The 23,643-nt window shown below is 60.9% G+C and carries 39 protein-coding genes; 20 read left to right on the top strand and 19 right to left on the bottom strand.

Features of this window, described 5'->3' with window-relative positions; translation table 11 throughout:
• Positions 1-36: 36 nt before the first annotated feature.
• From ACPTTC_RS35895 to ACPTTC_RS35885, 3 genes are all read right to left on the bottom strand, one after another.
• Positions 37-1,122, bottom strand: a complete 1,086-nt coding sequence (locus ACPTTC_RS35895) for a recombinase RecT (RefSeq protein WP_423396063.1) — start codon at positions 1,120-1,122, stop codon at positions 37-39.
• 335 nt (positions 1,123-1,457) lie between these two features.
• A complete protein-coding gene (locus ACPTTC_RS35890) occupies positions 1,458-2,267 on the bottom strand; it encodes a PD-(D/E)XK nuclease family protein (protein WP_423396062.1) in 810 nt (269 codons plus the stop codon).
• A gap of 55 nt (positions 2,268-2,322) precedes the next feature.
• Positions 2,323-2,487 carry a hypothetical protein gene (locus ACPTTC_RS35885; protein WP_423396061.1) on the bottom strand — a complete coding sequence of 55 codons (165 nt, stop codon included), beginning with the start codon at positions 2,485-2,487 and terminating at the stop codon, positions 2,323-2,325.
• Positions 2,488-2,667: 180 nt separating this feature from the next.
• Between ACPTTC_RS35885 and ACPTTC_RS35880 the strand changes: the two genes are divergently transcribed.
• From ACPTTC_RS35880 to ACPTTC_RS35860, 5 genes are read left to right on the top strand one after another with little or no spacing between them, the layout of a single operon-like run.
• Positions 2,668-2,988, top strand: coding sequence for a hypothetical protein (locus tag ACPTTC_RS35880; protein WP_423396060.1), 321 nt, complete (start codon positions 2,668-2,670; stop codon positions 2,986-2,988).
• Positions 2,989-3,010: 22 nt separating this feature from the next.
• On the top strand, positions 3,011-4,099 hold the full coding sequence (locus ACPTTC_RS35875) for a hypothetical protein (RefSeq protein ID WP_423396059.1): 1,089 nt from the start codon (positions 3,011-3,013) through the stop codon (positions 4,097-4,099).
• Complete coding sequence (locus ACPTTC_RS35870; protein WP_423396058.1) at positions 4,096-4,641, top strand: hypothetical protein; 546 nt, start codon at positions 4,096-4,098, stop codon at positions 4,639-4,641. Before ACPTTC_RS35875 ends, ACPTTC_RS35870 begins: the two co-directional genes overlap by 4 nt.
• Positions 4,638-5,090 (top strand): RusA family crossover junction endodeoxyribonuclease, encoded by a 453-nt coding sequence (locus ACPTTC_RS35865; protein ID WP_423396057.1) that lies wholly within the window; start codon positions 4,638-4,640, stop codon positions 5,088-5,090. Before ACPTTC_RS35870 ends, ACPTTC_RS35865 begins: the two co-directional genes overlap by 4 nt.
• Positions 5,087-5,692: a hypothetical protein gene (locus tag ACPTTC_RS35860; protein ID WP_423396056.1), complete on the top strand. Its 606-nt coding sequence runs from the start codon at positions 5,087-5,089 to the stop codon at positions 5,690-5,692. The genes ACPTTC_RS35865 and ACPTTC_RS35860 overlap by 4 nt, the downstream gene beginning before the upstream one ends.
• Here ACPTTC_RS35860 and ACPTTC_RS35855 read toward each other — a convergent pair.
• The 12 genes from ACPTTC_RS35855 to ACPTTC_RS35800 all read right to left on the bottom strand — a co-directional run bounded on the left by ACPTTC_RS35855 (position 5,658) and on the right by ACPTTC_RS35800 (position 9,709).
• Entirely contained in the window at positions 5,658-6,020 is a 363-nt protein-coding gene (locus tag ACPTTC_RS35855; protein ID WP_423396055.1) for a hypothetical protein, read from the bottom strand. The two genes, ACPTTC_RS35860 and ACPTTC_RS35855, sit on opposite strands and share 35 nt — an antisense overlap.
• Positions 6,017-6,196 carry a hypothetical protein gene (locus ACPTTC_RS35850; protein ID WP_423396054.1) on the bottom strand — a complete coding sequence of 60 codons (180 nt, stop codon included), beginning with the start codon at positions 6,194-6,196 and terminating at the stop codon, positions 6,017-6,019. The genes ACPTTC_RS35855 and ACPTTC_RS35850 overlap by 4 nt, the downstream gene beginning before the upstream one ends.
• Positions 6,197-6,209: 13 nt before the next feature.
• Positions 6,210-6,428, bottom strand: a complete 219-nt coding sequence (locus tag ACPTTC_RS35845; protein ID WP_423396053.1) for an H-NS histone family protein — start codon at positions 6,426-6,428, stop codon at positions 6,210-6,212.
• A 14-nt stretch (positions 6,429-6,442) separates the two neighbouring features.
• Positions 6,443-6,733 carry a hypothetical protein gene (locus ACPTTC_RS35840; RefSeq protein WP_423396052.1) on the bottom strand — a complete coding sequence of 97 codons (291 nt, stop codon included), beginning with the start codon at positions 6,731-6,733 and terminating at the stop codon, positions 6,443-6,445.
• Positions 6,730-6,966 (bottom strand): hypothetical protein, encoded by a 237-nt coding sequence (locus ACPTTC_RS35835; RefSeq protein ID WP_423396051.1) that lies wholly within the window; start codon positions 6,964-6,966, stop codon positions 6,730-6,732. Before ACPTTC_RS35835 ends, ACPTTC_RS35840 begins: the two co-directional genes overlap by 4 nt.
• Positions 6,966-7,235, bottom strand: coding sequence for a hypothetical protein (locus tag ACPTTC_RS35830; RefSeq protein ID WP_423396050.1), 270 nt, complete (start codon positions 7,233-7,235; stop codon positions 6,966-6,968). Before ACPTTC_RS35830 ends, ACPTTC_RS35835 begins: the two co-directional genes overlap by 1 nt.
• Entirely contained in the window at positions 7,228-7,515 is a 288-nt protein-coding gene (locus ACPTTC_RS35825) for a hypothetical protein (RefSeq protein WP_423396049.1), read from the bottom strand. Before ACPTTC_RS35825 ends, ACPTTC_RS35830 begins: the two co-directional genes overlap by 8 nt.
• Positions 7,503-8,024: a hypothetical protein gene (locus ACPTTC_RS35820; protein ID WP_423396048.1), complete on the bottom strand. Its 522-nt coding sequence runs from the start codon at positions 8,022-8,024 to the stop codon at positions 7,503-7,505. Before ACPTTC_RS35820 ends, ACPTTC_RS35825 begins: the two co-directional genes overlap by 13 nt.
• Positions 8,021-8,278: a hypothetical protein gene (locus tag ACPTTC_RS35815; RefSeq protein ID WP_423396047.1), complete on the bottom strand. Its 258-nt coding sequence runs from the start codon at positions 8,276-8,278 to the stop codon at positions 8,021-8,023. Before ACPTTC_RS35815 ends, ACPTTC_RS35820 begins: the two co-directional genes overlap by 4 nt.
• Positions 8,275-8,589 (bottom strand): hypothetical protein, encoded by a 315-nt coding sequence (locus ACPTTC_RS35810; protein ID WP_423396046.1) that lies wholly within the window; start codon positions 8,587-8,589, stop codon positions 8,275-8,277. Before ACPTTC_RS35810 ends, ACPTTC_RS35815 begins: the two co-directional genes overlap by 4 nt.
• A complete protein-coding gene (locus tag ACPTTC_RS35805; RefSeq protein ID WP_423396045.1) occupies positions 8,586-9,113 on the bottom strand; it encodes a hypothetical protein in 528 nt (175 codons plus the stop codon). The genes ACPTTC_RS35810 and ACPTTC_RS35805 overlap by 4 nt, the downstream gene beginning before the upstream one ends.
• Positions 9,114-9,412: 299 nt before the next feature.
• The gene (locus tag ACPTTC_RS35800) at positions 9,413-9,709 is read right to left on the bottom strand and encodes a hypothetical protein (RefSeq protein ID WP_423396044.1); all 297 of its coding nucleotides are present in this window, start codon (positions 9,707-9,709) and stop codon (positions 9,413-9,415) included.
• Between the two features lie 817 nt (positions 9,710-10,526).
• On the opposite strand from ACPTTC_RS35800, the gene ACPTTC_RS35795 reads away from it, so the two are divergent.
• From ACPTTC_RS35795 to ACPTTC_RS35775, 5 genes are all read left to right on the top strand, one after another.
• The gene (locus ACPTTC_RS35795; protein ID WP_423396043.1) at positions 10,527-11,018 is read left to right on the top strand and encodes a ParB/Srx family N-terminal domain-containing protein; all 492 of its coding nucleotides are present in this window, start codon (positions 10,527-10,529) and stop codon (positions 11,016-11,018) included.
• Between the two features lie 100 nt (positions 11,019-11,118).
• A complete protein-coding gene (locus ACPTTC_RS35790) occupies positions 11,119-11,658 on the top strand; it encodes a hypothetical protein (protein WP_423396042.1) in 540 nt (179 codons plus the stop codon).
• On the top strand, positions 11,655-12,230 hold the full coding sequence (locus ACPTTC_RS35785) for a hypothetical protein (RefSeq protein WP_423396041.1): 576 nt from the start codon (positions 11,655-11,657) through the stop codon (positions 12,228-12,230). Before ACPTTC_RS35790 ends, ACPTTC_RS35785 begins: the two co-directional genes overlap by 4 nt.
• A gap of 7 nt (positions 12,231-12,237) precedes the next feature.
• Positions 12,238-13,653 carry a phage terminase large subunit gene (terL, locus tag ACPTTC_RS35780; protein ID WP_423396040.1) on the top strand — a complete coding sequence of 472 codons (1,416 nt, stop codon included), beginning with the start codon at positions 12,238-12,240 and terminating at the stop codon, positions 13,651-13,653.
• Positions 13,653-13,847 (top strand): hypothetical protein, encoded by a 195-nt coding sequence (locus tag ACPTTC_RS35775; RefSeq protein ID WP_423396039.1) that lies wholly within the window; start codon positions 13,653-13,655, stop codon positions 13,845-13,847. The genes terL and ACPTTC_RS35775 overlap by 1 nt, the downstream gene beginning before the upstream one ends.
• 53 nt (positions 13,848-13,900) lie before the next feature.
• Here the strand turns inward: ACPTTC_RS35775 and ACPTTC_RS35770 are convergent, their stop codons facing one another.
• The 4 genes from ACPTTC_RS35770 to ACPTTC_RS35755 are packed head-to-tail and all read right to left on the bottom strand — an operon-like array spanning position 13,901 to position 14,903.
• Positions 13,901-14,050, bottom strand: coding sequence for a hypothetical protein (locus tag ACPTTC_RS35770; protein WP_423396038.1), 150 nt, complete (start codon positions 14,048-14,050; stop codon positions 13,901-13,903).
• 1 nt (position 14,051) lies between these two features.
• Positions 14,052-14,429, bottom strand: coding sequence for a helix-turn-helix domain-containing protein (locus tag ACPTTC_RS35765; RefSeq protein ID WP_423396037.1), 378 nt, complete (start codon positions 14,427-14,429; stop codon positions 14,052-14,054).
• A 12-nt stretch (positions 14,430-14,441) separates the two neighbouring features.
• Complete coding sequence (locus ACPTTC_RS35760; protein ID WP_423396036.1) at positions 14,442-14,675, bottom strand: hypothetical protein; 234 nt, start codon at positions 14,673-14,675, stop codon at positions 14,442-14,444.
• Positions 14,676-14,687: 12 nt separating this feature from the next.
• Positions 14,688-14,903, bottom strand: coding sequence for a hypothetical protein (locus tag ACPTTC_RS35755; RefSeq protein WP_423396035.1), 216 nt, complete (start codon positions 14,901-14,903; stop codon positions 14,688-14,690).
• A gap of 118 nt (positions 14,904-15,021) precedes the next feature.
• Between ACPTTC_RS35755 and ACPTTC_RS35750 the strand changes: the two genes are divergently transcribed.
• The 10 genes from ACPTTC_RS35750 (at position 15,022) to ACPTTC_RS35705 (ending at position 23,470) form a co-directional block, all read left to right on the top strand.
• The gene (locus ACPTTC_RS35750; RefSeq protein ID WP_423396034.1) at positions 15,022-16,527 is read left to right on the top strand and encodes a phage portal protein; all 1,506 of its coding nucleotides are present in this window, start codon (positions 15,022-15,024) and stop codon (positions 16,525-16,527) included.
• An 11-nt stretch (positions 16,528-16,538) separates the two neighbouring features.
• Positions 16,539-17,423 carry a phage minor head protein gene (locus ACPTTC_RS35745; RefSeq protein ID WP_423396033.1) on the top strand — a complete coding sequence of 295 codons (885 nt, stop codon included), beginning with the start codon at positions 16,539-16,541 and terminating at the stop codon, positions 17,421-17,423.
• On the top strand, positions 17,420-18,916 hold the full coding sequence (locus tag ACPTTC_RS35740) for a hypothetical protein (RefSeq protein WP_423396032.1): 1,497 nt from the start codon (positions 17,420-17,422) through the stop codon (positions 18,914-18,916). The genes ACPTTC_RS35745 and ACPTTC_RS35740 overlap by 4 nt, the downstream gene beginning before the upstream one ends.
• A 76-nt stretch (positions 18,917-18,992) precedes the next feature.
• Positions 18,993-20,495 (top strand): hypothetical protein, encoded by a 1,503-nt coding sequence (locus ACPTTC_RS35735; protein WP_423396031.1) that lies wholly within the window; start codon positions 18,993-18,995, stop codon positions 20,493-20,495.
• 71 nt (positions 20,496-20,566) lie between these two features.
• Complete coding sequence (locus tag ACPTTC_RS35730; RefSeq protein ID WP_423396030.1) at positions 20,567-20,779, top strand: hypothetical protein; 213 nt, start codon at positions 20,567-20,569, stop codon at positions 20,777-20,779.
• A gap of 12 nt (positions 20,780-20,791) precedes the next feature.
• The gene (locus ACPTTC_RS35725) at positions 20,792-21,364 is read left to right on the top strand and encodes a head-tail connector protein (RefSeq protein ID WP_423396029.1); all 573 of its coding nucleotides are present in this window, start codon (positions 20,792-20,794) and stop codon (positions 21,362-21,364) included.
• The gene (locus tag ACPTTC_RS35720) at positions 21,361-21,861 is read left to right on the top strand and encodes a hypothetical protein (RefSeq protein WP_423396028.1); all 501 of its coding nucleotides are present in this window, start codon (positions 21,361-21,363) and stop codon (positions 21,859-21,861) included. Before ACPTTC_RS35725 ends, ACPTTC_RS35720 begins: the two co-directional genes overlap by 4 nt.
• Position 21,862: 1 nt before the next feature.
• The gene (locus ACPTTC_RS35715; protein WP_423396027.1) at positions 21,863-22,309 is read left to right on the top strand and encodes a hypothetical protein; all 447 of its coding nucleotides are present in this window, start codon (positions 21,863-21,865) and stop codon (positions 22,307-22,309) included.
• Between the two features lie 34 nt (positions 22,310-22,343).
• Positions 22,344-23,105 (top strand): hypothetical protein, encoded by a 762-nt coding sequence (locus ACPTTC_RS35710; RefSeq protein WP_423396026.1) that lies wholly within the window; start codon positions 22,344-22,346, stop codon positions 23,103-23,105.
• Between the two features lie 11 nt (positions 23,106-23,116).
• A complete protein-coding gene (locus ACPTTC_RS35705) occupies positions 23,117-23,470 on the top strand; it encodes a hypothetical protein (RefSeq protein ID WP_423396025.1) in 354 nt (117 codons plus the stop codon).
• Positions 23,471-23,643 lie beyond the last annotated feature (173 nt).

Here is a 23,643-nt window from a genome sequence, read left to right as displayed (position 1 = left end):
CATGCGCGCTGTCAGGACTCAAATCGATGGGGGTGACTACTCGATATTGCGGGCGCTGCGCGTCGGGCGTGCGGGCTGGAACTCGGCCACGCGGGCCTCGTACAAATCAGCGAGCGGGGCCGCTTCGCTATCCGGCAGCGCGCCCAACATTTCGACGGCTTGATTCAGCTCTTGAACGCTGCGCGCATTCTTCATCGCGGCTTCGATCGAGCCATAAGTGGGCGGCGTCGGTTCGTTCAGCGCGGGCGGCGGGCCGCGATCGTCGTCGGCGTCGTGCGTGATATCGCGTTCAACCGGCTGGTCGGGTTCGACCGCAACGAAATTGCCATCGATCGTGAAGCCTTCGCCGAGCTGCGCCTCGGCGTTAAGTGCGTTCGCCAGCTCGACCGACATCGGCAGGTACTTCAACACTTGCAGCAGCGGCACCTTGCGCGCGTACATTTCCCAATTCTTGTGGGAATAGTGTTTCTGGCCGACCTTGTTGTGCTTGTCGCGATGCTTGCGCACGCGCACGATCGGCCACACTTCAATGATCGGCCATTCGCTACCGTTCGCCCGGCCGACCGCGTACACGTGCGTGATCTTGTTCGGGTCGTCCTCGCCCTGCGGCTTGTGCGAGATAAAGGGCTTGTCACCGAGCGCATAGTCGAATTCATCGCCTTCGAACACTGCGCCCGTCCACGCCGACGCGCGGCCCGCCCGTGCGACCAGATCGACCAGCCCGCGCCAGCCCGGCACGAACTGCGCTTCGTGCACGCCCTTGTGAGTGTTGAAGTACGGGACTAGATAGCCCTGGCCGAGCACGCCGATTTCAAGGCCGAGCTGCGATGCTTTGATGACCTCGCCGAACACGCTTCGGAGGGTGCACTTCCGCAGGTCGGGATTCTGCGACAGCGACGTTAGGGCGAGGCGCGTAATGCGGTCGCTGTTCAGGTGCTTCGGCAGCGCCATGCGGAGCTGGTCGGCGTTCTTTTTGAAAAACGCTTCGACCTCCGAAAGCGAATCTGCCGTCCGTACCGCGCGCGACTGCTCGTCGCTTTTCTTGAGTTCCTGAATATTCGGCATTCCGATATCTCCTAGTCGTTCCACGTCGCCGGGTCGGCGGCTTCTGCATTGCCCCATGTGCACGGGCCGCACAGACGGCCCTTGTAGACCAGCTTTCCGTTACGCCAGCCCTCGACCGTGGGCGACTCGCCGCACACAAGACACTCGCCGTCCGGATCAGGTAGCCACTGGTCAACCTTCGTTACTTCGTCCACGTCATTTCCTCTTCGCGATGAATGCCGCAACGGCGTCGTTCACTTCGGCGCTGCTGAACGCGGCGGGCGGCCGCTTCGATTTCCTCGGCGTGGGCTTCACGCCGATTTCGCCGCTACCCCACTTGACCTGTGCATTTCTGACGCGCGTAGGCGGGCGCGCGACGACGCTATCGGCGTCGCTCGTTTCGCGGTCGCCGTTCATTCGTGGAAAATGCAGTGATCCCAGCGGGCGCAGAACTTCGGCGAGCACAGCAGCGAGCGCGGGTTAGGCGGGAACAGGCCCGAGCGGAACATATCGGCCGCATACTCGATCAGCCCTTTGGTTTCGGGCGTGCCGACCATCACGCGCTTGGCGTCGAACACTGGCGAGACAGCTACGCGCGCATTGCTCGATGTGAGCATTCCGACAATCTGCGCGCCGTCGGTCGGCTGGCCGGTCGAGTGCTCGTCAAGCATTTGGTAGGTGCCGCACTGCGCGCTATGGCCGCGCGTCGAGACGTGCCCGCCGATGATGGCCCGGCTGCTACTTTTCAAATCAACGATCCGGCGACGGTTCGTGCTGAGTGCGACGCGTGCACGATCCATCGTTCCGGTGAGCTGCACGATTACGCCGCCGCCGCAGTCGATATCCATCGGCGTGAACGCGGCTTCGACCGACTCGTATTGCATCGTCGGCGCGATGACCGTGCAATATTTCGTGTGCAGCTTGAGGCCGATCGACTGCGCCTCGCGCATCGTCAGGTCATCGGCGGACGGGTCAACGTCGTATTCCGGGCGCTTGAGTTTTTCGACCAGCACATCGGCCGCGTCGCCGGGCTTGATGCGGTTGCCGTCAAGCGCGGCTTGATCGAAAACGGCCGTGCTCGCATGCAATGCGCTGCCGAGCGCCGCCCGCAGGCCGACAGGCTTGCGGTGCTGCTGCAAGACCTCCCACTCCCACTTGTACGCGCAATCGAACAGCGCGCCCCAAGACGACGCGCGAACCTTAGTACGACTAACAACGTTCATGGCATGACCTCGCTAGAGGGTGATTGAAGGCGGGAACCGTGCGGGACGTGTGGCTTTACGCCAGCTTGATATAGGCGAACTGGCGACGGATCGAACGCGGGATGACCGCCGTTCCGATCGGCACGCGCGGCGTCAGCCGCTTGCGTTGCTCGTACCAAGACCGCCGCTGGGCGGGCGTGAGCGCCCGGAGAAACGACCGATGGCGAAAGAGTTTTTCCATGTTAATCAACGCTATTACATTCGATTGAAAGAATGCAGCCCGTGACAGCAATTGACGAACGCGTTTATAAATAAGCGTCACCTTGACCTTTGGTGAATCGCTGCACATATTGAACGCGTGGTGGAATCATAGGCCACAGTTTAAAAAAAGCGAAAGAGTTTTTTTAAAAAGAGGTGCTACATGCAAGTCCTGCGGATCATCAAGGAAGTCGGCGGGAGGCCCGCCATTGTTAGGCTCACGGGGCTTCACGTCTCATTGATTTCACACTGGATTAAACAGGATTACATTCCTTCCCACTGGATTCGATTTTTTATCGCGTTGAAACCGGAATTGGATTGGCCTGAATTACTCGACGGAAATACACTGGAATACACTGATTTAATGAATCATGAGCATGTCATCCGAACCCGGTTATCCCAACTTTCTCGATTGCGAAAGCGCGTGAAGAAGCTGCAAGCGGTGGCGGCGCAGATTGTGCCTGCTGACGAACTCGCCAATTGAACGCACGCAATCGAGGTTAACCATGAATAAGAGCGCAACGCGCTACCGCAAGGTGCGCCCGTCGATGTGGGGCGACCAGAAGTTTCGTGAGCTGTCGATCATCGCGCCGAGCGGTCAGGCGCTTTGGTTGTACCTGCTGACCGGGCCGCACACGTCGTCGATCCCCGGCGTGCAGTGGATCAGCGTGCTCGCGATGGCCGAAAAGCTGCGCTGGTCGTCCGACGACTTGCGCGGCTGTCTCGCGGAGATTTCCGACTTGGGGATGGCGCAGTTTGACCCCGATACCGGTTTTCTGTACCTGCCGCACGCGATCGAGTATGACCCGCCGTCGAACCCGAACGTCGTTCGCGGCTGGGCGAACGCATGGGCCGAGCTGCCTGAGTGCGACCTCAAGCGCGCCGCGTATGACGCGCTGCGCGCGGCTGTCGTCGAGCGCGGCGAGTCGTTCGAAGCTGCGTTCGACCGGGCGATCAGCAAGCCCGGCGAGCGGCCGAAACGAAACGGTTCCGCAAACGGTTCGGGTAACGGTTCCCCGAACGGTTCCGGGAACGGTATGGCAAATCAGGAGCAGGAACAGGAACAGAAAACCTTAAAACCTAAAGTCAAAAACAAACCTATGTCGATTTCGAAGTCGCGCGAACCGGACAGCGCGGCGGAAGCGATCGACGAAGTGCGCGAAATTTTCGAGTATTGGCAGCTCGTCATGTCGTCCCCGCGCTCGCGGCTCGACGACAACCGGCGCGGGCTGATTCGCCGGGCCATCGCGCACGGCTACACGGTGCCCGAGCTGAAGGAAGCCATTCGCGGCTGCTCGCGCTCGCCGTTCCACATGGGCCAGAACGACCGGCAGACCGCGTTTAACGGACTCGACCTGATTCTGCGCAACGCCGAAAAGATCGACGAGTTCCGCAAGATCGACGCGCATCCGCCCACGGCGATGACGATCCGCAACGGTGTGCAGCCGCAGCGACTGACCGCAGCCGAGCGCCGCAGGCTCGAAAGCGACGCGAACATGCGCGACTTTCTCGGCATCGATGACAGCGCGGCGAACGGCCACGCGCGCCTGAAGCCGGATGACCCGTTCACGATCGACATGGACAAGCCGCAATGATCGAGGCCGACCGTCAAGATTTCGTCGCTGCGCTGCGCTGCGTTTTCGAGACGTACAGCAAGCCCTTGCCGACGAAACCCATCACTGAAATGTGGTGGAAAACCCTGATGCCGTTTCCCGCTGAAGTGATCGCTGATGCGTTCGAACAGCACATCGGCGCGAGCGGTTACGTCCCGGTGCCGTCCGACATTCGCGCGCTTTGCATCCAAGCGCGCAAGCATCAGGTGGACGAAAGCGCCGCCCGGCTGACCTACACGCCGGAACGCGATTCCGAGCTGGTTGAGCGCGGACTCGAAACGCTGCGCGCGATCGTCACGCCGCTGACGAACAGGCCCGGCGTCGAATGGGCGTTCAAGCTGCTCGACCGTGGCACGTCGGCGAGCGGTGCCCCCCTGACGGACGAAGTGGCCCGTGCGGCTGGCGACGCGGTTCTCAGTGCCGCTGGTAGGCAGTTGATCGAGGGAGTACGCGACGACGACCTGCGGAGGCGCTACAGGGCCATTTATCGCGCCGTTGAAAAACAACGTCGGGAGGCACCGTGAGGACGATCGAAGCTGAACCGGGTTTCGCCGTGTCGTTCGTCGTACCTGGTGCGCCGGTTCCGAAGGGCCGCGCGCGCGTGACGCGCTTCGGGACGTACACGCCGAAGAAAACCCGGCATTACGAGCACGACGTGCGGCTGCTCGCGCGCGCCGCGTGCGGGATGGTCGAGCCGTACATGGGCGCGGTGCATATCGATCTCGTCGCGTATGTGCCGATCCCGAAGTCGTGGCCGAAGTGGAAGCAGCAGGCCGCACGCGACGGCACGCTGTACCCGATCAGCAAGCCCGATCTCGACAATCTCGAAAAAGCGGTGACGGACGCGTGTAACGGGCTGGTGTATGCCGACGACGGGCAAATCGTCGATTGCACGAAGGCAAAGCGGTACAGCGATAACCCGCACGTGTGGGTGCGGATCGCATCAATGGGCTACACGGGGGACGAGCAATGAACGACACGCTTTTCATGAGCATCCCGCGCGCGCTGCATTTCGCGTATCTGATGCAGGCGTTCGACGCCGTGCCTGAGTCGATCCTCGCGAACGTGTTCCGGCGATTCATGCAGGAATCGGACGTATGGGAACCGCGCAAAGCAAAGACGGTCGATTTTCGCGGGCTGACGCGCGTTGAAGTTTTCGCCGAGTGCGCCGGGATTCGCGCGGCTGTCGTGCGCGAGTGCCCGCCGCTTGAGCGCTGCGTGATCGCGTGTCGATACGAGCTGACCGATTACGCGCAGCGTCAGGGGGGCCGCGTCGCGTACTTCACGCGTCAACGCGCCAAGGCGTTCGAAGCACTCGCGCATCACGCGCGTGTCGTGTGGATGCCGCACGTACCGCAGGACGTGATGCTGCTGCTCGTCGCGCATTCATTCGTGAGCAAGCGCGAGACGCCTATCACGCTGCGACGCATCGCTGATGAGTACGGGCACAGCCACACGCATTGGCACCGGCAATCGAACAAACTGGCCGATGAGCTGGCGAGCGTCGAGGCTCGCGCGCTCGACGCAGTTACGCCGTACTTCACTCGCCAATGTCACGGCTATTCAGTCGCTTGAACATGCAAACGTCAGGGGCGCGGTCTGCGACGTGCAGATAGCCGCGCCGCTTCAATGCTTCGAACACGATCGGATTCAACACGTTCTCAACGAACACGCCTTGACGGCCGAGCATCAGCGCCGCGCGCTCGCACTCTTCGACGAGCACCGAAAAAATCCCATGCTGCCGATAGCGTTCGTGCACTTCCACGTTAGCAATATCGAGCGTCATGAAAGGCTCGCCGTCGAAAAAGCGCGCGGCACAGCGAACGTACACCGTCGCGATCGTGCAATCGATGAATGCGCGGTTGGTGCCATGCAATGCGTCAGCGATGCGTGCTGCGATCATATCCACTCCCATTCATAGCGCTTGCGGCGCAAGATCGCGACGACTTCGGCGCTCGGTCGGTTGACCATCCACCACAAGATCGGCGCGGCATAAACGCACTGCCACGTGTCGTCGTGCTTCTCCCAGATCGCACCCGCGACGAAATGAGGCGCGACGACACGCAGCAAGCGTTTCATTTCGGCGACGTGTTCATTCCAGCTCGCCGTTCGCGTTGCGCTTGCGGCGCGGCTTGAACGGACGTTTGCGACCTTCGATTTCAAGCGTGGTGATGCCATACGCGGCCATCTGTTCGCGGATCGTTTCGATAACTTCGGCTTTCTCGGCAGCGCGTATTTCTTCGATCTTTGCCTGAAGCTCTTCGTGTTGACGCAACAGTGCGGACAATTGTTGATCGCGTTTCGTTGCCATACGTGCTTCTCCTGTCAGTGAGTCGTGGGGGGTGAGTTCGTTTTGCATGTGCGCTCCCAAATAGCGCGCATCACCTGCATGTCGTGATCGCGCGCGAACTCGCGTGCTTCGTCGTCGGTCGGCTCGCGAAGTGTGCCGTTGTCGGTGAACACGGCGTATTGACCGCATCGGATGCAGATCGACACGTCGCCGGGTTCAGGCGTGATGTACTGCTGAGACGACGCATAACCGACGTGCCCGGTTTCGTCGCGCGCATTCATGTGCTCGGTGTTCTCTTTGCCGCAGTACGGGCAGAACGTTTTCATAGCTTGTCCTTCATCTCCGTTTCGACGTTGCCGCGTACCGCCAGCGCGTTCAAGTCGTCATAGATCGCTTGCTCGGTTTCGCCGAACACAATGAAAAATTCATAGCCGGGTAGCCCGATTTGCTCGGCGTCGAACTTGATCGGCTTGCCAGCCTGCAAGCGCGTGATGTTTTCGCGCGACAGGCCGAGGATGACCATTTTCCCGTTCGTTGTTTCCGCAACAGCTTTGAGCATCAGTGTTTCTCCTTTGCTTCGCTCGCGATATCTTCACGAAGCTGCGCGGCGACGGCCTCAAGCAGCTCGGCGAAGCGCGGCATATGTTCGCGTTTCGTCGTCAGCAGCGTGCAGCCGCTGCCGTTTGAGCCATTGACGACGACAAGCAGCACGCTTTCCGCTTCGGTGAAGCCCATGACCGCGCCTGCCTCTTGGTCGTATCGGCCGTTCATCTCTTCAAGCGTGCCGTCGCCGACGAAGCGGCCGCGATATCTCGGTTCATCAGTCATCGATCACCCCCACTTTCACAAAGTCAGCATCAGGACACACGTACACGTCGCCAAGAATCGGTTGATCGATCGAGAAACCGGCGAGGTGATAGATGCGCGTCGCGGTCGAATTCAGCGGCAAGCGCTTGTCGATAAACGTGTCATCGAAAATCATCACGTGCGTTTCGTCGATCAAGCGCGAATCCACCACTTCAGTACCGAGCAGCTTTTCGATTTCCTCAATCGACAGCGGCGCGTCAAAGTCGAGCGTCGTTCCGTTACAGCGGATCAGGCGTCGCATGGTTCCTCCCACAGCTGCGCGGCGAGCACCGTGCATTGAAGTTTCGCGTAGGCAAGATTTCGATACCGTTCAAGCCCGGCCGGAAAGCATTGTTCGATTTCGATCGGCGACAAGTGGCCGAGCCGCGCTTGCATGCCCGGCTGAAAGTCGAACGCGTGGCCGCAATCGAAACCCAACCACCACAAATCATCCGGCTCGCCGGGTTCCGGCACGTGGCAGACACCTTGCCCCGTCTCCGGATCGAAGTACGGCGAGCAATGATCGGAGTACGTCAAGCCGCCGTGCACGTCGATATCCATGCGCTCCTGTGCTTCGTTGTACTCAACGCCGTATAGCGCATGAGAAGGTGGTACGCCGACATAGCCGCACCAGTTGCCGAACGGGCCACGATGCAGCATGCACACAAGGCGCGTCTCTTCATCCGTCCACTGCACTTTGTCCGGCTCGATGTCCCATTCGCCGGACGGCCAGCCGGTACGGTCAACAAATTTCCATTCTTGTTCTTTCATCGTCTTTCCTTCGAAAGTGCCACGTCGAGATACGACTCGGCGAGGTAGATGAGCACCAGCGCGGCCATGCCAGCGGTCGCGCGCGCCGACTCGGAATCGTTTGCGTCAAACCGCTTGCAAAGCACATCGACGCACCAATCGAGATTGCGCTCGATCAGGTGCGCGCCGTGCGCCAACACGTGCGCGCTTTCGAGTGCGTCGAGGTGCACTAGCTCGCGCTCGACCTCTTCGGCTTCACGTGTCTTGTGTTTCATTTCTTGCCTCGCTCAACCGCATCGATGATTTCATCGCGCAGCTTCGCTGCCTTGTCGTGCAACCGACTATGGCGACGCCATTCCATTTCCATGCGGATACCGTGCACCGCAACCAGCAACGCCGAAAGGATGATGATCGCGAGAATGATCGATTCGAACGCCAGCATCGCGTCGTCGCCGTCTTGCGCGAAGCCGTGCGCGTTCCTGAGTTCGTGGTAGATCACCATCACGTCGAAAAAGAAAATCACGCACGCAACACACAACAGCCCCCACGGTCGCGGCGGTTTCGGTGGTAGCGGCGGAATGTTCATTGCAGGCGGTCGCTCGATCGACGCGGCAGCAAGTTCAACAGCGGCGTCGTTTGATCGATTTGGCCCATGCAGACCTCGCCCACCGTGGTCTTGCCGTCGATCGTCTCAACCTCTTTGATGCCTGCCCATGCGCCTGCATACGTCTCAAGCGTGATGTAGACGACGACCCGCGCGTTCGGCACGTCCTCCGGCCGCTCGTATCGTTTCGCCATCGCTTGCGCTTCGTCATAGGTGCGCGCTTGAGCGCCGATCGTCGTCCGGCCGATCATGACGAATTCGGCGTTGAATTCGCCCGCGAGCTTCGTGATGAGCAAGCCTGCGATCGACGACGGCAATTGTTCGAGTCCGCCGACCGGCATTGAAAAGTTCTCGGTCAAGCTGCCGATCACAACGAACGGCGACACCGTGCCGTGCTTCTCAAGCGCATCACGGACGGTTTGCGTCATTGCTTCGATGTACGGCGTATAGGCGACAGGCGGCGGCACAGCCGCATGCTCGCGCATGCGCTTTTCGATGGTGTCCATTTCTTCTCTCAGGTAAACGGTTTGCCAAACGGTTAGCGAAACGGTTTCGGAAACGGTATCGGAAACCGTTTGCTAAACGGTTCCCGAAACGGTTTAACCGAATATCTCGCCGCGTGCGAAACGTTCAAGGACGTTCAGCACATAGCCTAGATCGTTGTGGGTATGCAGCCAGGACGGATTACGGCTCGTCGGCCGTGCGCCCGCGTGTGCGCGGGATATCTGGCACACGCGGGCGTCATCGAGGATCGATTGCGCGCACTCCTGCCACTGGTGCACGTCGATAGGCGGCTGGCGTCGAGTCACCAATTGATCGTCTCCCGGTTCGGGTCGCCGTTTTCACGACGGCGGCCAGAATCAGGATGACGATGCCAACCAGTCGGCTCACCTTCGCCGTCCCATGCGTCAAGGGAGGCTTTCGCATCGGCGTAGGACGAGTAGCACCACCGGTCGCCGTAGCCGTGGACAGTCATGTCCGAAAGGATTGCGTAGGTGAAAAGCAGCCGAGAAACAAGGGCGTCTCGGCCATTAGTGAAAACCCGGTAATCCGTGTAGCCGTCCTCGGCTCGCCACACGCGGGTCATGTCGTTCGAATTCATTTCGTTCCGTTCGTGTTATGGGTCACGTAGCGTCGCGGTTTGTTCACCTGTTGGCGGCGAATCATTTTTTTTTGATTTCTTCACATGATTTTACATTTGTTTAGATTTTGCCTGATTGCCGCTCCGTGACACGTTAGGGTATGCCCTAATGCCGCAAGGCCCGCCGGGTAAGTGGGTACTCACTTGCGCTCCTGTTACAAACCACCTAGCATTCGGCCAAAGTGGACAAATTGTCGGCAATGGCGATGCGTTCAAGCTGTATTCAAACCTGTACGGCTTTGAATCTCGATCGATGCGCCGACAACGATTCGCATCAGCTCACACAGCCGATTAGGCGTGCTGAACAGTGAGTGCCGCGTGTGTGCTAGATCCGATTTGAATGAGTTCACATCGGGCGATTATGTGGGAAGGCGAAATGACTCCGTTTCGGCCTTAACCCCCCGCCCGCTGTAGCTCGACCAGTTGCGGCGGGTTGCTCGACGAGTCGCCCGTGCTGTCGCGTAGTGAGGTGAGCGTGAGGGCTGGACATGCCGCCCCGGCTCGCATACAGCCTCACCAGCAGCCCGCCGCGCCCCTCTGGCTATGCTGATATCCCCCGCGCCTGCCATCGTCTCTACGGGGCTGTATTCCCGTGCTGTTCATTCGACATGAGCCGACGACCGTAGACGTATGGCGGGAGACAGCCCGAAAACTGCACCCGAACAGGCGCGGCAGCTCGGCGGTGCGGCCCTAAGTAGCGCGTGAACAAAATCGGCGGCCCCCCGCCTGTCACTGGTCACTTTTCACTCGCGCTGTATTTCGTAGCTCGGGAGTCTCCATGCTCGCTGTCACGTATCGCTCGATCGACGAATTGATCCCGTATGCGCGTAACAGCCGCACGCACTCGGATGCGCAGATCGCGCAGATTGCTGCGAGCCTTCGCGAGTTCGGGTGGACGAATCCGGTGTTGATCGATGACGAGTGCAACGTGATTGCCGGTCACGGTCGCCTGCTCGCCGCGCGCAAGCTCGGGCAGACCGAAGCGCCGACGATCAGCCTGTCGCACCTGACCGAGACGCAGCGCCGCGCGTATGTGATCGCCGACAACAAGCTTGCCGAGCAAGCTGGATGGGATACCGAACTTCTGGCGCTTGAACTCGGCGAGCTGAACGAAACATTTGACGTGTCGCTGCTCGGGTTCAAGCCCGAAGAAGTCGCCGACCTGTTGGTCGGGCCGACGTTCGGCCCGGCCGACGCAGACAGCCAGGGCAAGCTTGACCAGAAAGCCAAGTGCGTGTGTCCGAACTGCGGCCATGAATTCGAAAAGTGATTTGCGCCTTGACTGGTGCTCGCACGAAGCTGCGACGTATGCCGTGATGCACTGGCATTACAGCAAGCGCATGCCGATGCCGCCGCTAGTGCGAGTCGGTGTGTGGGAACGCGACAAGTTCATCGGCTGCGTGCTCTTCGGTCGGGGTGCATCGCCCCAGCTCGGCACGCCCTACGGCCTCACGCAGCTTGAGTGCTGCGAGCTGGTGCGAATCGCGTTGACGAAGCATGACGCGCCCGTGTCGCGGATCGTGAAGTTAGCTATCAAGCTGCTGCGCACGAACTCGCCCGGCCTGCGCTTGATCGTCAGCTTTGCTGACGCGAATCAAGGGCACCACGGCGGGATTTATCAAGCCGGGAACTGGCTGTATCTCGGCCGCAGCGCGCCGAGTGTCGAGTATTTCCACGAAGGCCGCTGGAAGCATCAGCGCGAGGTCAGCGGCGGCGCCTTCGGCGGTGAGCGCAAGATCGCCGACCCGGCCGGGCTGCCGAAACGCGCGACTGTCGGCAAGCATCGATATGTGATGCCGCTCGATGACGAGCTGCGCGCGAAGCTGCTGCCGCTGTCTCTGCCGTATCCGAAACCCCCTATGCGTGAGAAGCAAGCGATGGCCGGTTCCACCGGTACAGCGGCGGTGTGACGCCGACCCTCACGCTCCATCTTTCAGGTGTCGCCATGACCGAGCAAGAGAAGCCGCGCACGCTTGCCGACTGCGAGCCTATTCCGCCGGATCGCAAAAGCGCGTTCAAGCGCACGCACCCGCGCATCCGAGACGGGCAGCTTGAGCCGTTCGAACCGACGCACGACCAGCGCATGACCGTGCGCGTGATGACCGCGTGCGGGATGAAACTTGACGTGATCGTGCAGCACATCGTCAACCCCGATACCGGGCTCCCTGTCACGCCTAAGACGCTGCGCAAATATTTCTCGAAAGAGCTGAAAGACGGTCGCGACGTTGCGAACGCAATGGTTGCGCAGTCGCTGTTCAAGAAGGCGATCGGCAATAGTCCGCAAGCTGTCCAGGCGTGCATTTTCTGGCTTCGTTCTCAAGCTGGCTGGCTCGCCCCGGACTCGATCGAGATTTCCGGCAAGGACGGCAAGCCGCTGACCGGTGGCGAGCGTCAGAACCTTGTCGTCTATCTCCCTGACAACGGGCGCGACGCAGCGAACGCGCACGGCGATGGCACGCAGACCCTCAAGCGGCGCTCCTGAGAAGCGCTTGCAGCCGCAGGCCGGGCCGCAATCGATGTTTCTATCGACGCCCGCGGATATCGCCATCTACGGCGGCGCTGCCGGTGGCGGCAAATCGTTCGGCCTGCTGCTCGATCCGCTGCGCCATGTGTTGAGCGTGCGCGGCTTCTACGGCGTGTTCTTTCGCCGCACCACGACGCAGATTCGCAACCCCGGTGGTCTGTGGGACGAGTCGCAATCCATCTACATGCAGCTCGGCGCGAAAGCGCGACAACATGAGCTGGAATATCTGTGGCCTGCTGTCGGCTCTAAGCTGAAACTCGCGCACCTCGAACATGAAATGTCGGTGTACGAGTGGCAGGGTGCGCAAGTGCCGTTCATCGGGTTCGACGAGCTGACGCACTTTTCGCGCAACCAGTTCTTTTACATGCTGTCGCGCAATCGCTCGACGTGTGGTGTACGCCCCTACGTGCGCGCGACGACGAACCCGGACGCCGAGTCGTGGGTGTCCGAGCTAATCGAATGGTGGATCGATCAGCAGACCGGCCTACCGCTCGACGATCGCGCCGGTGTGCTGCGCTGGTTCGCGCGCAAGAATGACACGATCGAATGGGCCGACAGCCACGAAGAGCTGATTGATCGACTCGGGCCGGACTGCCTCCCGAAAACGCTCACCTTCATTCCCGCGCAGATTTACGACAATCCCGTTCTGCTCGCGAATGACCCCGGCTATCTCGCGAACCTGCAAGCGCTGCCGTATGTCGAGCGCATGCGACTGCTCGGCGGTAACTGGAAAATCCGTCCGACTGCCGGGCTTTACTTCCGCCGCGATTGGGTCAAAGTCATCGATGTGGCTCCCGCGAATATGGACGTGGTTCGCTACTGGGATTTGGCCGCGACCGATAAGACGCAAGACAATGACCCCGACTGGACTGTCGGCGTCAAGCTCGGCAAGTACCGCGACAGCAATCGCTGGTGTGTGCTGCACGTGTGCCGCCTGCGCGGCTCGCCGCACAAGGTCGAGGAAGCAATCCAGAACATCGCGATTCAAGACGGCCCGCGCTGCCGCATCGGGCTACCGAAAGACCCCGGCCAAGCCGGGAAGGCGCAAGCGCTCGCGATGATCGGTGCATTGTCCGGCTACATCGCGACAGCGCGCGCCGAGCGCGGAGACAAGATTACGCGCTTCGGCCCGTTCTCTGCGCAGTGTGAAGCCGGGAACATCGATTTCGTGCGCGGCCCGTGGCTTGAGGAATATTTCTCTCAGCTCGAAGGATTCCCCGACGCGCCGCACGACGACGATGCGGACGCCAGCGGCGGCGCACTCGGCTTGTTTCTCGACGCGAAAACCGGCTTTCTCGATTACTTCGCCGGTGTCGTCGCGAAGAAGCGCGAGCGCGAAGAAGCGGCCCGCGCAGAGGGTAACGTCGTCCGGATTCGGTGATGGACGCCGCCGAGACGCTACTCGTCGTGCTCGTCGTGCACGCACTGCTCGGGGCCGGTCTGTTCATGGTGTCGATCGCGCAGATCGAGCCGATCGCGCAGTCGGTCTATCGCGGCATCGCGATTGCATGCGCGGTCGTCGTCATCGTCATCTATCTTTCGCCGCTGCTGCGCAGCACATACACGTGTCAGTGACAGCCGAAAAAAAGCCCGCTGCGATGAGCGGGCTTTTTCGTGTGCTGCGTCGTTCATTCATGCACGCCCCGGTCATCGCCGGTCGGCAGCGTGTGCACGACAGTTTGAAGCGCCGCGACGAGCGGCACAAAGACAGCATGCGCGCCGTAGCCGATGCCCCCGGCGAGCACGATCGCGATTGCGATTTTTGCGAAGAGTGTCATGTTAAGCCCCGGTCTTGATGAGGAACAGCTCAAAAAATGCGGCGTGCATAGCGCGCTCGCCGAGTTCCCATTTCTGCCACGAACGCACGTTGACGTGTACGAGCGCCCCGGCCTCGGTCTGCGATAGCCCGGCATGCTCGCGTGCTGCGCGCACGTCGGCCGGCGTCGGCACGACTGACGGCTGCGCGATGCGGCCCGACTCGCGATGCAGCGCTTTCGCGATGTATTCCCGGCGCGGCTTCGCAGCGCCGGACAGCAGCGGGTCACGGTCGACAAACTTCTGCGCGTTCGCGAGCGTGCGGTGTGTGTCAGCTTGCTTCGCAAGCCACGCGCGATAGTCGAACAGCATCGCGCTTGCTACTTCATGAAGTTCGGTCATGTTCGCCCCCGGTCAGTCGTTCGGATACTGCGCTTCGTGCGCGATGTACGCGGCGAGCATGTCGCGGCGTGCTTCGTAGCTCGCGATCGGCCACACATCGCAATCGGTCGTCGCAAACCACATCCCGGCGCGGTCGCCCGTCTCGATCCCGGCAATGTCTTGCAGCTCGCAAACCGCGTCGTTCAGATCGTCGTACTCGGCGCAGCGTTCGATATCTGCGGGCGTGACAGCTTGAGTGTTTTTCATGTTCGTCCCCGGTTACAGCTCTTCGAAGTCAGAAAGCGCGCCAATTTGCATGCGCGCATCGCGCTTGTGGACGCTGATGCGATAGCCGTGCATCGGAAGGAAGTTATCGACGATGTGCGGGCATGCAACGTCGAACTCAGGGCGCTTCATCCATTCGGTTGTGAACAGGTGAACAGCGCGGCCAGTGTGCCCGCGATCAAGTGCAACGCTGATTCGATATTCAAACATTTCAGTCTCCCGGTTAGCCGCGCGCGCGTGCGCGGTACGGCCAACCATAGACGCCCATTGGGCGTTACCCGTATGAGTATAAACCCCTGCCCAATGGGCGTTAGATGAGGGCGCGATCATGCCTGACACGAAGGGCGCGAAAGTTACGCCGCTCGGCCCCGGCGTCGTCAGTCGTGCAGTGCAGGCACTGCGCTATGTCGTGACGGGGCGCGGCCCGGTTGCGAACGCACCGACTCCGCAAGGCGTCACCGAAGCGGGCGTGATTCATCCGGTCAAGACCGTGATTGATGGTGTCGGCCCCGAGAACTTCATGGGGCCGCTGAACCCGGTTCAGCCGGTCGCACAGGACGCGGTGTGGGGTCGCCGTTACGACTACCCGGTCGGGTACAACCAGCGCTTTACGCCGCGCGGCGATGAGCTGGTCGATTTTCACTCGCTGCGCATGCTCGCCGATACCTGGGATTTGCTGCGCATCGTCATCGAGACGCGAAAGGATCAGCTCGAACAGCTCGACTGGCAGATTCGGTATCGCGATCAATCGAAGCAGCCCGACAAGCGCTGCGCCGATATCACGTCGTTTCTGATGTACCCGGACAAGGTGAACCCTTGGAGCGATTGGGTACGCATGCTGATTGATGACCTGTTCGTGATTGACGCGCCGTGCTTGCTGCCGCGACTCACGCGCGGCGGGCAGCTCTACGCGCTCGAAATTATGGACGGCGCGCTTATCAAGCCGCTATACGACGTTGCAGGCCGCACGCCGATGCCGCCTGACCCGGCCTATCAGCAGATCATCAAGGGGCTGCCTGCCGTTGAATACACGTTCGACGAGCTGATTTATCGGCCGCGAAACCGGCGATCGTGGAAGGCATACGGCTATAGCCCCGTCGAGCAAATTCTCGTCACGATCAACACCGGCATTCGGCGCAACCTCGCGACGCTTCAATACTACACAGACGGTTCGCTGCCGGACTCGATCATCGGTTTGCCCGACACGTGGAACTCCGAACAGATCAGGCAGTTTCAAGAATATTGGGATGAGCTGCTGGCAGGCAACACGGCCGAGCGTCGCAAAACGCGATTCATGCCGGGCGGCGGGCATTACGTCGAGACGCGTGAGCCGGGCCTCAAGGACGAATTCGACGAATGGCTGGCGCGCGTCGTGTGCTACGCGTTCAGCGTCGAGCCGACGCCGTTTATCAAACAGCAGAACCGCGCCACGGCGCAGACCGCGCGTGAACAGTCGATCGCCGAAGGTCAAGCCGCGCTCAAAAAGTGGTTGAAAACGCTGATTGATGGCGTCATCACGAAATACTGGAAGGCGACCGATATCGAGTTCGTGTGGAACGAAAACGATGCCGTCGATCCGCTGCAACAGGCGCAGATCGATCAAATCTACTTGATGAATCAGGTAATCGTCCCGGACGAAGTGCGCGAAAACTTGGGCCTCGATCCGCTGCAAACCCCCGAGTCCACCACAGTGCTGCCGCGCCCGAGCGGTACGCAAGGTTTGAAGCCCGATGAGGACGACGGCGGCGGACGCGCCCCCCGCAAGGGCGACGATAACGACAACGCAACCGAGAAGGTTGCCAAGGCCGCAGGTGAAAAAAAAAAGGCAGCTTGATTCGGCTTGTCATGCCTGACCCTGAGAGGCGCGAGGTCGCAGTACAGCGCGCGCGCATCAAGCGGACGATGCAGCGCTTTCTAACCGAGCTGTCGCACGACATTGCGCGGCAGGCCGGGCCGAAGCTCGACAAGCTGCGCGCCGATGTGCACAAGGCTGCGAAAGGTGACGACGATGACGAAACCGACTCGACCACGCCGCTCGACGAGACAAGCGCCGCAGCAGCGGCCGATGCACTCGACGACGAGCTGGACTGGTCATCCTTTGAAACACTCCCCGACGAAATTTTCGACCCCCTCGCACGCACATACAAAGGGTCGCGCGCGCAGGCGGTGATTCAAGTCGGCGAGCTGCGCGACGGGCTGACCGATAGCGAAGCGCGCAGCGCAGTGAACTTTGACGTTGTGAACGATGCGGCGGTCGAGTGGGCCGAAGGCCGCGCCGCAGAAATGATCGGCATGAAACGCGTTGATGGTCGGCTCGTCGATAACCCGGATGCACGGTGGCGGATCGACGACACGACGCGCGAGGCGATCAAGTCGCTGACGCGTGACGCACTGATGCAGGGCTGGTCTGCCGAACAGTTCACGAACCAGATCATCGATGACTCGGCTTTCTCCTACAACCGGGCCAACATGATCGCGCGCACAGAGGCGCGCTTTGCGAATTCGAACGGCACGCTAGACGCGTGGCGATCGGATGGCCGCGTCGAGAAAAAGGCATGGAGCACCGCCGAGGACGACAAGGTTGAGGAGGTCTGTCAAGGCAACGCCGAAGCGGGCGACATTCCCCTTGATGACGCGTTCCCGAGTGGCGACGCCGCCCCGCCTGCTCACCCTAATTGCCGCTGCGTGATTGTCGGCACCACCTACGCGAATGATGAGGACGAATCATGAGCCTGAAAATTTTTGTGCCGCTCACGAAAGTAGACGTTGAAAAGCGGCTGGTCTACGGAACGCTCGCGGCCGAAGAAATTGACCGCTCTGGCGAGGTGCTCGACTACGCGTCGAGCAAGCCGCATTTCGCCGCGTGGTCGGGCGATATCGCGAAGGCGACCGATGGCAAGTCGGTCGGCAATCTGCGCGCGATGCACGGCAAGGTCGCGGCTGGCAAGTTCACCGATTTGCAGTTTGACGACGAGCACCGCCGCATTGAAGCGGTCGCGAAAGTCGTGGACGACACAGAATGGAACAAGGTGCTCGAAGGCGTCTATACGGGCTTCTCTATCGGCGGCAAGTACGGCAAGACTTGGGACGACCAAGGGCACCGCCGCTATGAGGCGATCCCGGCCGAAGGGTCGCTCGTCGATTACCCGTGCATTCCGTCGGCGACGTTCAAGGTGGTGAAGTCGGACGGTAGCGAAGAAATGCGCAAGTTCACGGGCGCGACCGAAACCCTGCAAGCGATTGACCAGCTCGCCGAGCTGCTGAACAAAGGCGATATCGATCCGCGCGAAGTTCTCAAACTTGCGCTCACCGATTTGCAGAAACGCGATTTCAGCAGCGACCAGCGCAAGAAGGACGCCGACGAGCACAAGGCGATGCCGGATGGTTCGTTCCCCATCGAAAACAAATCCGATCTCGAAAACGCGATCAAGGCATACGGGCGCGCGAAAGACCCGGAAGCCGTGAAGAAGCACATCAAGGCCCGCGCGAAGGCACTCGGCGCGGAGGACATGCTCCCGGACGATTGGGAAAAGATGACCGCCGCCACGACCGTGGCGAAGGCTGAAAATGGTGACGGTGATGGCGACGACGACGATAACGGCGACGATAAATCCGGTGGTGCTGACGGTGACGACGCCGACGATAACGGAAGTGCCAAATCTGGCACCGCCGACAAGAAAGGCGACGCCGACAAGACCGACGACAAAGACGATGACGCCGCTAAAGCTGCTGCCGCCGCAGCACTCGAAAAGATCGGGGCGCGCAACAGCGCTGCCGACCTCGCGCATTTGCAAGCCGCCCATGATTCGCTGGTGAAGGCTGGCGCGATGTGCGCGGGCAGCGACCAGCACGACGACGCCGACGACCTGGACGACGATTTCGAAATGGCCGCAGGCGTTGACGAGCTGTGCAAGGCCGCCGGGCTTGAACTCGTCGATGGCAAGACCGGCTTGGAGAAGGCCGCGCAGCTCGTCGTTTCGCTCGCCAAAGCGCACGCCCGCATCAAGGAACTTGAGGACATGCCCGCGCCGACCAAGGGCGTCCTCAAGTCCATGAACAAGGCCGCTGATATGAGCGTGAACGACGGCGGCGGTAACACGACGATGGACGATGAGCTGGCCCTCGCGGCAAAGGCTCAAGTCGATGGCGACCCGCTGCCGATGGTCAAGTTCATCCACAAATACGGTGCCCGCGCTGTTCGCCCGAACGCGCCGAGCAAATGACAACCACCTAACCCCGTAGTTTTCTCAGGCCGCGCCGCGCCCCCGTGAGGCGCGGCTTTTTTTTTGGAGAATCAAAATGGGTTCCCTGAATATGGCAGAGCTGCAAGCGCTTGTGAAAAGCGCGCTTGCGGCCGACATGGGTGTTCCGCTGAACAAAGCGAACACCGTGACCACCAGCACCGGGCTGGTGTCGTATGACCTGCAAGCCCCGGCAAAGAACCTGTACCCGGTTCTCACGCCGATCCGCAACAGCCTCCCGCGCGTGCCCGGCCGTGGCGACACGGCGACTCGCTGGAAAGTGATTCGCGCGATTCAGGGTTCGGGCTATGACTCGATCGGCTTCGTGCCGGAAGGTCAACGCGCTGGGCGCATGAGCTACAGCGCCGTGAACGCGCTTGCGTCGTATGCGACGCTCGGCGAAGAAGAAAGCGTGACGTTTGAAGCCGAATCGGCTGGCCGCGAGTTCGAGGACGTGCGCGCGACCGCAGCCATTCGCCTGCTTCAAAAAATGATGATGAAGGAAGAGGACGCGATTCTCGGATCGAACCTCTCGATCGCACTCGGCACGCCGGGCGCACCTTCGGTATCGAGCGCATCGACGGGCGGCACGGTCGCGGCAGGCACTTACAACGTCATCGTTGTGGCGCTCGCCTATACCGCGTACCGCGTCGCGACTGTCTCGGCAACGGGCGTGCCGACGAGCCAAAGCGTGACCGGCGCAGACGGCCAAACGTTCACGCTGAACTCGGGCAGCTCGATGAAGTCGAGCGCGACGAGCACGGGCGCGATCACCGGCAGCACGAACACGATCAGCGCGAGCGTTGCGCCGGTCACGGGCGCGATGGCCTATGCGTGGTACGTCGGCACCGCAGGCAATGAAACGCTGCAAGCAATCACGACGATCAACAGCGTGGCCCTCACGTCGCTTTCGACCGGCAACCAGAACGCCAGCGCGATCACCGCTGATTGCTCGCAAAACTCGCTCGGCTATGACGGCCTGCTGTCGTGGGCGCTCAACCCGACGAATGGCGCGTATGTCAACACGTTCGCAACCGGCACCGCTGGCACCGGTACTTTCCTCACGGCATCGTCGCGCGGCTCGATCAACGAGATTGATACCGCGTTCCGCCGCATGTGGGATTTGTACCGCGTGTCGCCCGATATCCTGTACGTCAACGCGCAGGAATATCAAAACATGCTCGCGAAGATTCTGAACTCGTCGAGCGGCCCGCTGCTGCGCTATACGCGTGACGGTAACTCGCCCTACGCGATTTTCGCTGGCGGCAGCATCGAAGCGTACTTCAACCCGTTCGGCGCGAACGGTGGCTACAAGGTTCCGATCTTGATCCACCCGACCATCCCGCCCGGCACGATCCTGTTCTGGACGCAAAACCTGCCGATGCAATACCAGAACAACGAAGTCCCGCAGGTCGCAGAGGTTCACCTCCATCGCGACTACTACGAAATTGACTGGCCGCTGAAAACGCGCGCCTACGAAATGGGTGTGTACGCCGAAAGCGTGCTCGCGGTGTACGCCCCGTTCGCAATGGGCGTGCTGAACAACATCGGCAACGGTTAAACCCTGCAAGTGAGCGTGGTTGGGCCGCCCCTCTGGTCGGGGGCGGCTTTTTCATTTTCGAGGGGAACGTGATGGCTCTGGTACGCATGAAAGCGCCCGACTGGCTGAACTCGATTTCGATCGCAGGCGTACTGCTCGAAATTAAAAAAGGCTTCGTCGAGGTTGAAGAGGAATTCGTGGCCGAAGCGCAAGCGCACGGCCTGATGCTCAAGGATGACGCGGGCCTCAACCCGGCATGGGGCGAAAAGGCTCCTGCCGCCGCTGACACGCCCAAGACCGAGTAAGCGAGGTGTGACATGGCCGCGAACGACCTGACGACCCTAGCGGCCGTCAAAGCGTGGTGCAAGGTCACGACGACGAACGACGACGCGCTGCTGTCGTCGCTTATCACCGCCGCGTCGCAATACATCGAAACGTACTGTGACCGCGAGTTTGTTTCGCAACAGTTCACCGAAGTCCGCGACGGCAAGGGCACGCGCGCTATGTCGGTCGCGCACTACCCGATCACCGCTGTTGAGTCGGTCATGATCGGCTCGCTCGTCATCCCGCCCGCGCCCACGGTCGGCTCGCCTAACTGGCCCGGCGTCGGTTACGTGTTCAACGATACGAGCATCAAATTGCAGGGCTACCTGTTTTGGGCTGGCATCGCCAATGTTCAGCTTGTGTACACGGCAGGCTTTACGACGATCCCGGCTGACCTCGCGCAGTGCGCAAACGAGCTGGTCGGCTTGCGGTATCGGCAGCGCGATCACATCGGCCTGTCCGGCGCGGTCGGCGTCGATGGTCAGCACATCGTCTATGACGATTCGGCGCTGTCGCCTGCACAGGCGGTCTTGCTGTCGCAGTACAAGAAACAGGTGCCGGTGTGATTTTCGACAGCGAGGTAACGGGCGATCAAGCCGTGGTCGCCCACTTCCGGACGATGCCGGAACGCCTTCGCTCGGCGATGCGCGATGCGATCTATGACGACCTGATAAAGCTACAGCGCCACGTCGTCACGCAGAAACTTGCGAGTCAGGTATTGAACCGCAAAACGGGCACGCTGGCGGCTTCGATCACGCCGTACATGGAGTTCGGTGACCCCGATCAAGTCGTCGGCGTGTTGGGCGCAAATACCCCATATGCGCGGATTCTTGAATACGGGGGTGTTGTCAATCATCCGGGCGGCACTGCCTACCTGCCGACGGCGGGCGGCTTCGAATTCATTTCGAACAAGGTTGCGGCCGAGCTGCCGAACCTGCCGCGCACGCTCCCGCACGCTATCCCGATCCGCGAACACTCGTACATGCGCAGCTCGCTTGCCGACTTGCGCTCGACGATCGTTGATGACCTCAAGCGCGCTGCACTGCGCGCGATGAAGGAATGACATGAGCATCCAGCGCGAACCCATCTATGCGGCTTTGTTCGCGCTCGTCCAGTCTGCCGTCGCGCCGTATGCGGTGACGATCGGCCGACGCTTTCAGCTCGCGTCGCAAGTGCCGCCGAGCGAACAGCCTGCCGTTTTTCAAGTGCAGAAAAGCGAGCGCATCGCGCACGAGCGGCGCGGCCTGCCGAAGAAGTACCACCTGTTTGTCGATCTCGTCGTGTACGCGCAAGCGGGCGACAGCGCAGCTATTCCCGCCACTGCCGTGAACACGATTCTCGACGCGATCGATAACGCGCTCGCGCCCGCGCCGGGCGACCCGATGAATAACCAGACGCTCGGCGGGCTGGTTGAGCACGCGTGGATCGAAGGCGAAGTGTTGATTGTGGAAGGCACGTTGCAGGATCAGTCGGTCGCAATCGTGCCCGTTCAGATGTACGTGACCGGCTGAAACCACCGCATTACATTTCAACGGAGTAGACGCCATGCAAACCCTCTTTGGCGCGGGTGCAATGTGGGGCACGCCGCTTACTGATTCGCAGGGCAACGCCATCAGCAACCCGACGCCGGTTCGTTTTGGCGTCGCTCAAGAGATTTCGATCGATATCGATTTCTCGACGAAAGAGCTGTACGGCACCCTTCAATTCCCGGTCGCGATTGGTCGCGGCACGGCCAAGATCAGCGGCAATATCAAGAATGCGCAGATCAACGGCCGCGCTTGGGCGTCGCTGTTTTTCGGTCAGCCGCAATCGTCCGGCATTTTCGCCGACGTGCTCGACGTGACGGGCGAGCTGATTCCGTCGAGCGGCCCCTACACGATCACCGTCACCCCGCCGAGTTCGGGCACGTGGTCGGCCGACCTGGGCGTGCTCGACTCGAACGGCAACCCGATGCAAGTCGTCGCGTCCGGCCCGACCACGGGCCAGTACAGCGTGAGTGCTGGCGTGTACACGTTCGCCGCTGCTGATGAAGGCAAAAAGGTTTTCATCAACTATCAATACACCGCGTCGAGCACGACGGTACAGAACCAAGTCATCACCTCGCAGCCGCTCGGCTATACGCCGACGTTCGCGCTCGACGTGTTCCTGCCGTACAACGGGTCGAGCGTGACGGCGCACCTGTTCAACGTCGTGGCTTCGAAGCTGGCGATCCAGACCAAGCTGGATGATTTTGTCATCCCGCAAATGGATTACAGCGCGTTCGCAGACACGCAAAACCGCGTGATGCAAATCAGCACGACGCAATAACGGGGGCGATGATGGCTGAACTTATCGACGGCGTTTCTGTGGTGCTGGCGGGTCGGACGTTCGTTATCCCGCCGCTCAATTTCAAGCTGCTGCAAACCCTCGCCGAGCCGCTGGCAGTGGTCAACAAAGGCGGCTCGTTTGTCTCCGACCCGGAGACGCGCGCCGCTTTCGTGACGGTGATTCTCGCGAGCATCAATCGGAATTACCCGGACGTGACCAACGATCAATTGCTTGACCTGCTCGACGTGGCGAACGCGCAAAGCGCCATGCTCGCGCTGCTCGGCATTTCGGGATTCAAGGCGAAGGCAGCGAACGGAGACGCAGGCACGGGGGAATCGACTGGCACGGCATCTACAACGACCTAGCGCTTGCCTACGGCTGGTCGTGGGAATACATCGATCAGCGCATGACCGTGCCCCGCTGGAACGCGATTCAAACCGCGTGGGCGACTGCGCCGCCCCCGCACGTGATGCTCGCTGGCTTCTTCGGTTTTGAGCGTCGCGGCAGTGCAGAAAGTCAGGAATCGATCATCGCCTCG

It is taken from the genome of Burkholderia mycopellens (genome assembly GCF_964265025.1).
Lineage (GTDB): Bacteria > Pseudomonadota > Gammaproteobacteria > Burkholderiales > Burkholderiaceae > Burkholderia.
This window is presented reverse-complemented; position numbering and strand designations above follow the sequence as displayed.

Coding starts and splice junctions, on each gene's coding strand:
- ACPTTC_RS35895 (WP_423396063.1), bottom strand. CDS start 1,122: ATGGGGCAATGCAGAAGCCGCCGACCCGGCGACGTGGAACGACTAGGA.
- ACPTTC_RS35890 (WP_423396062.1), bottom strand. CDS start 2,267: ATGAACGTTGTTAGTCGTACTAAGGTTCGCGCGTCGTCTTGGGGCGCG.
- ACPTTC_RS35885 (WP_423396061.1), bottom strand. CDS start 2,487: ATGGAAAAACTCTTTCGCCATCGGTCGTTTCTCCGGGCGCTCACGCCC.
- ACPTTC_RS35880 (WP_423396060.1), top strand. CDS start 2,668: ATGCAAGTCCTGCGGATCATCAAGGAAGTCGGCGGGAGGCCCGCCATT.
- ACPTTC_RS35875 (WP_423396059.1), top strand. CDS start 3,011: ATGAATAAGAGCGCAACGCGCTACCGCAAGGTGCGCCCGTCGATGTGG.
- ACPTTC_RS35870 (WP_423396058.1), top strand. CDS start 4,096: ATGATCGAGGCCGACCGTCAAGATTTCGTCGCTGCGCTGCGCTGCGTT.
- ACPTTC_RS35860 (WP_423396056.1), top strand. CDS start 5,087: ATGAACGACACGCTTTTCATGAGCATCCCGCGCGCGCTGCATTTCGCG.
- ACPTTC_RS35855 (WP_423396055.1), bottom strand. CDS start 6,020: ATGATCGCAGCACGCATCGCTGACGCATTGCATGGCACCAACCGCGCA.
- ACPTTC_RS35850 (WP_423396054.1), bottom strand. CDS start 6,196: ATGAAACGCTTGCTGCGTGTCGTCGCGCCTCATTTCGTCGCGGGTGCG.
- ACPTTC_RS35845 (WP_423396053.1), bottom strand. CDS start 6,428: ATGGCAACGAAACGCGATCAACAATTGTCCGCACTGTTGCGTCAACAC.
- ACPTTC_RS35840 (WP_423396052.1), bottom strand. CDS start 6,733: ATGAAAACGTTCTGCCCGTACTGCGGCAAAGAGAACACCGAGCACATG.
- ACPTTC_RS35835 (WP_423396051.1), bottom strand. CDS start 6,966: ATGCTCAAAGCTGTTGCGGAAACAACGAACGGGAAAATGGTCATCCTC.
- ACPTTC_RS35830 (WP_423396050.1), bottom strand. CDS start 7,235: ATGACTGATGAACCGAGATATCGCGGCCGCTTCGTCGGCGACGGCACG.
- ACPTTC_RS35825 (WP_423396049.1), bottom strand. CDS start 7,515: ATGCGACGCCTGATCCGCTGTAACGGAACGACGCTCGACTTTGACGCG.
- ACPTTC_RS35820 (WP_423396048.1), bottom strand. CDS start 8,024: ATGAAAGAACAAGAATGGAAATTTGTTGACCGTACCGGCTGGCCGTCC.
- ACPTTC_RS35815 (WP_423396047.1), bottom strand. CDS start 8,278: ATGAAACACAAGACACGTGAAGCCGAAGAGGTCGAGCGCGAGCTAGTG.
- ACPTTC_RS35810 (WP_423396046.1), bottom strand. CDS start 8,589: ATGAACATTCCGCCGCTACCACCGAAACCGCCGCGACCGTGGGGGCTG.
- ACPTTC_RS35805 (WP_423396045.1), bottom strand. CDS start 9,113: ATGGACACCATCGAAAAGCGCATGCGCGAGCATGCGGCTGTGCCGCCG.
- ACPTTC_RS35800 (WP_423396044.1), bottom strand. CDS start 9,709: ATGAATTCGAACGACATGACCCGCGTGTGGCGAGCCGAGGACGGCTAC.
- ACPTTC_RS35795 (WP_423396043.1), top strand. CDS start 10,527: ATGCTCGCTGTCACGTATCGCTCGATCGACGAATTGATCCCGTATGCG.
- ACPTTC_RS35775 (WP_423396039.1), top strand. CDS start 13,653: ATGGACGCCGCCGAGACGCTACTCGTCGTGCTCGTCGTGCACGCACTG.
- ACPTTC_RS35770 (WP_423396038.1), bottom strand. CDS start 14,050: ATGACACTCTTCGCAAAAATCGCAATCGCGATCGTGCTCGCCGGGGGC.
- ACPTTC_RS35765 (WP_423396037.1), bottom strand. CDS start 14,429: ATGACCGAACTTCATGAAGTAGCAAGCGCGATGCTGTTCGACTATCGC.
- ACPTTC_RS35760 (WP_423396036.1), bottom strand. CDS start 14,675: ATGAAAAACACTCAAGCTGTCACGCCCGCAGATATCGAACGCTGCGCC.
- ACPTTC_RS35755 (WP_423396035.1), bottom strand. CDS start 14,903: ATGTTTGAATATCGAATCAGCGTTGCACTTGATCGCGGGCACACTGGC.
- ACPTTC_RS35750 (WP_423396034.1), top strand. CDS start 15,022: ATGCCTGACACGAAGGGCGCGAAAGTTACGCCGCTCGGCCCCGGCGTC.
- ACPTTC_RS35745 (WP_423396033.1), top strand. CDS start 16,539: ATGCCTGACCCTGAGAGGCGCGAGGTCGCAGTACAGCGCGCGCGCATC.
- ACPTTC_RS35740 (WP_423396032.1), top strand. CDS start 17,420: ATGAGCCTGAAAATTTTTGTGCCGCTCACGAAAGTAGACGTTGAAAAG.
- ACPTTC_RS35735 (WP_423396031.1), top strand. CDS start 18,993: ATGGGTTCCCTGAATATGGCAGAGCTGCAAGCGCTTGTGAAAAGCGCG.
- ACPTTC_RS35730 (WP_423396030.1), top strand. CDS start 20,567: ATGGCTCTGGTACGCATGAAAGCGCCCGACTGGCTGAACTCGATTTCG.
- ACPTTC_RS35725 (WP_423396029.1), top strand. CDS start 20,792: ATGGCCGCGAACGACCTGACGACCCTAGCGGCCGTCAAAGCGTGGTGC.
- ACPTTC_RS35715 (WP_423396027.1), top strand. CDS start 21,863: ATGAGCATCCAGCGCGAACCCATCTATGCGGCTTTGTTCGCGCTCGTC.
- ACPTTC_RS35710 (WP_423396026.1), top strand. CDS start 22,344: ATGCAAACCCTCTTTGGCGCGGGTGCAATGTGGGGCACGCCGCTTACT.
- ACPTTC_RS35705 (WP_423396025.1), top strand. CDS start 23,117: ATGGCTGAACTTATCGACGGCGTTTCTGTGGTGCTGGCGGGTCGGACG.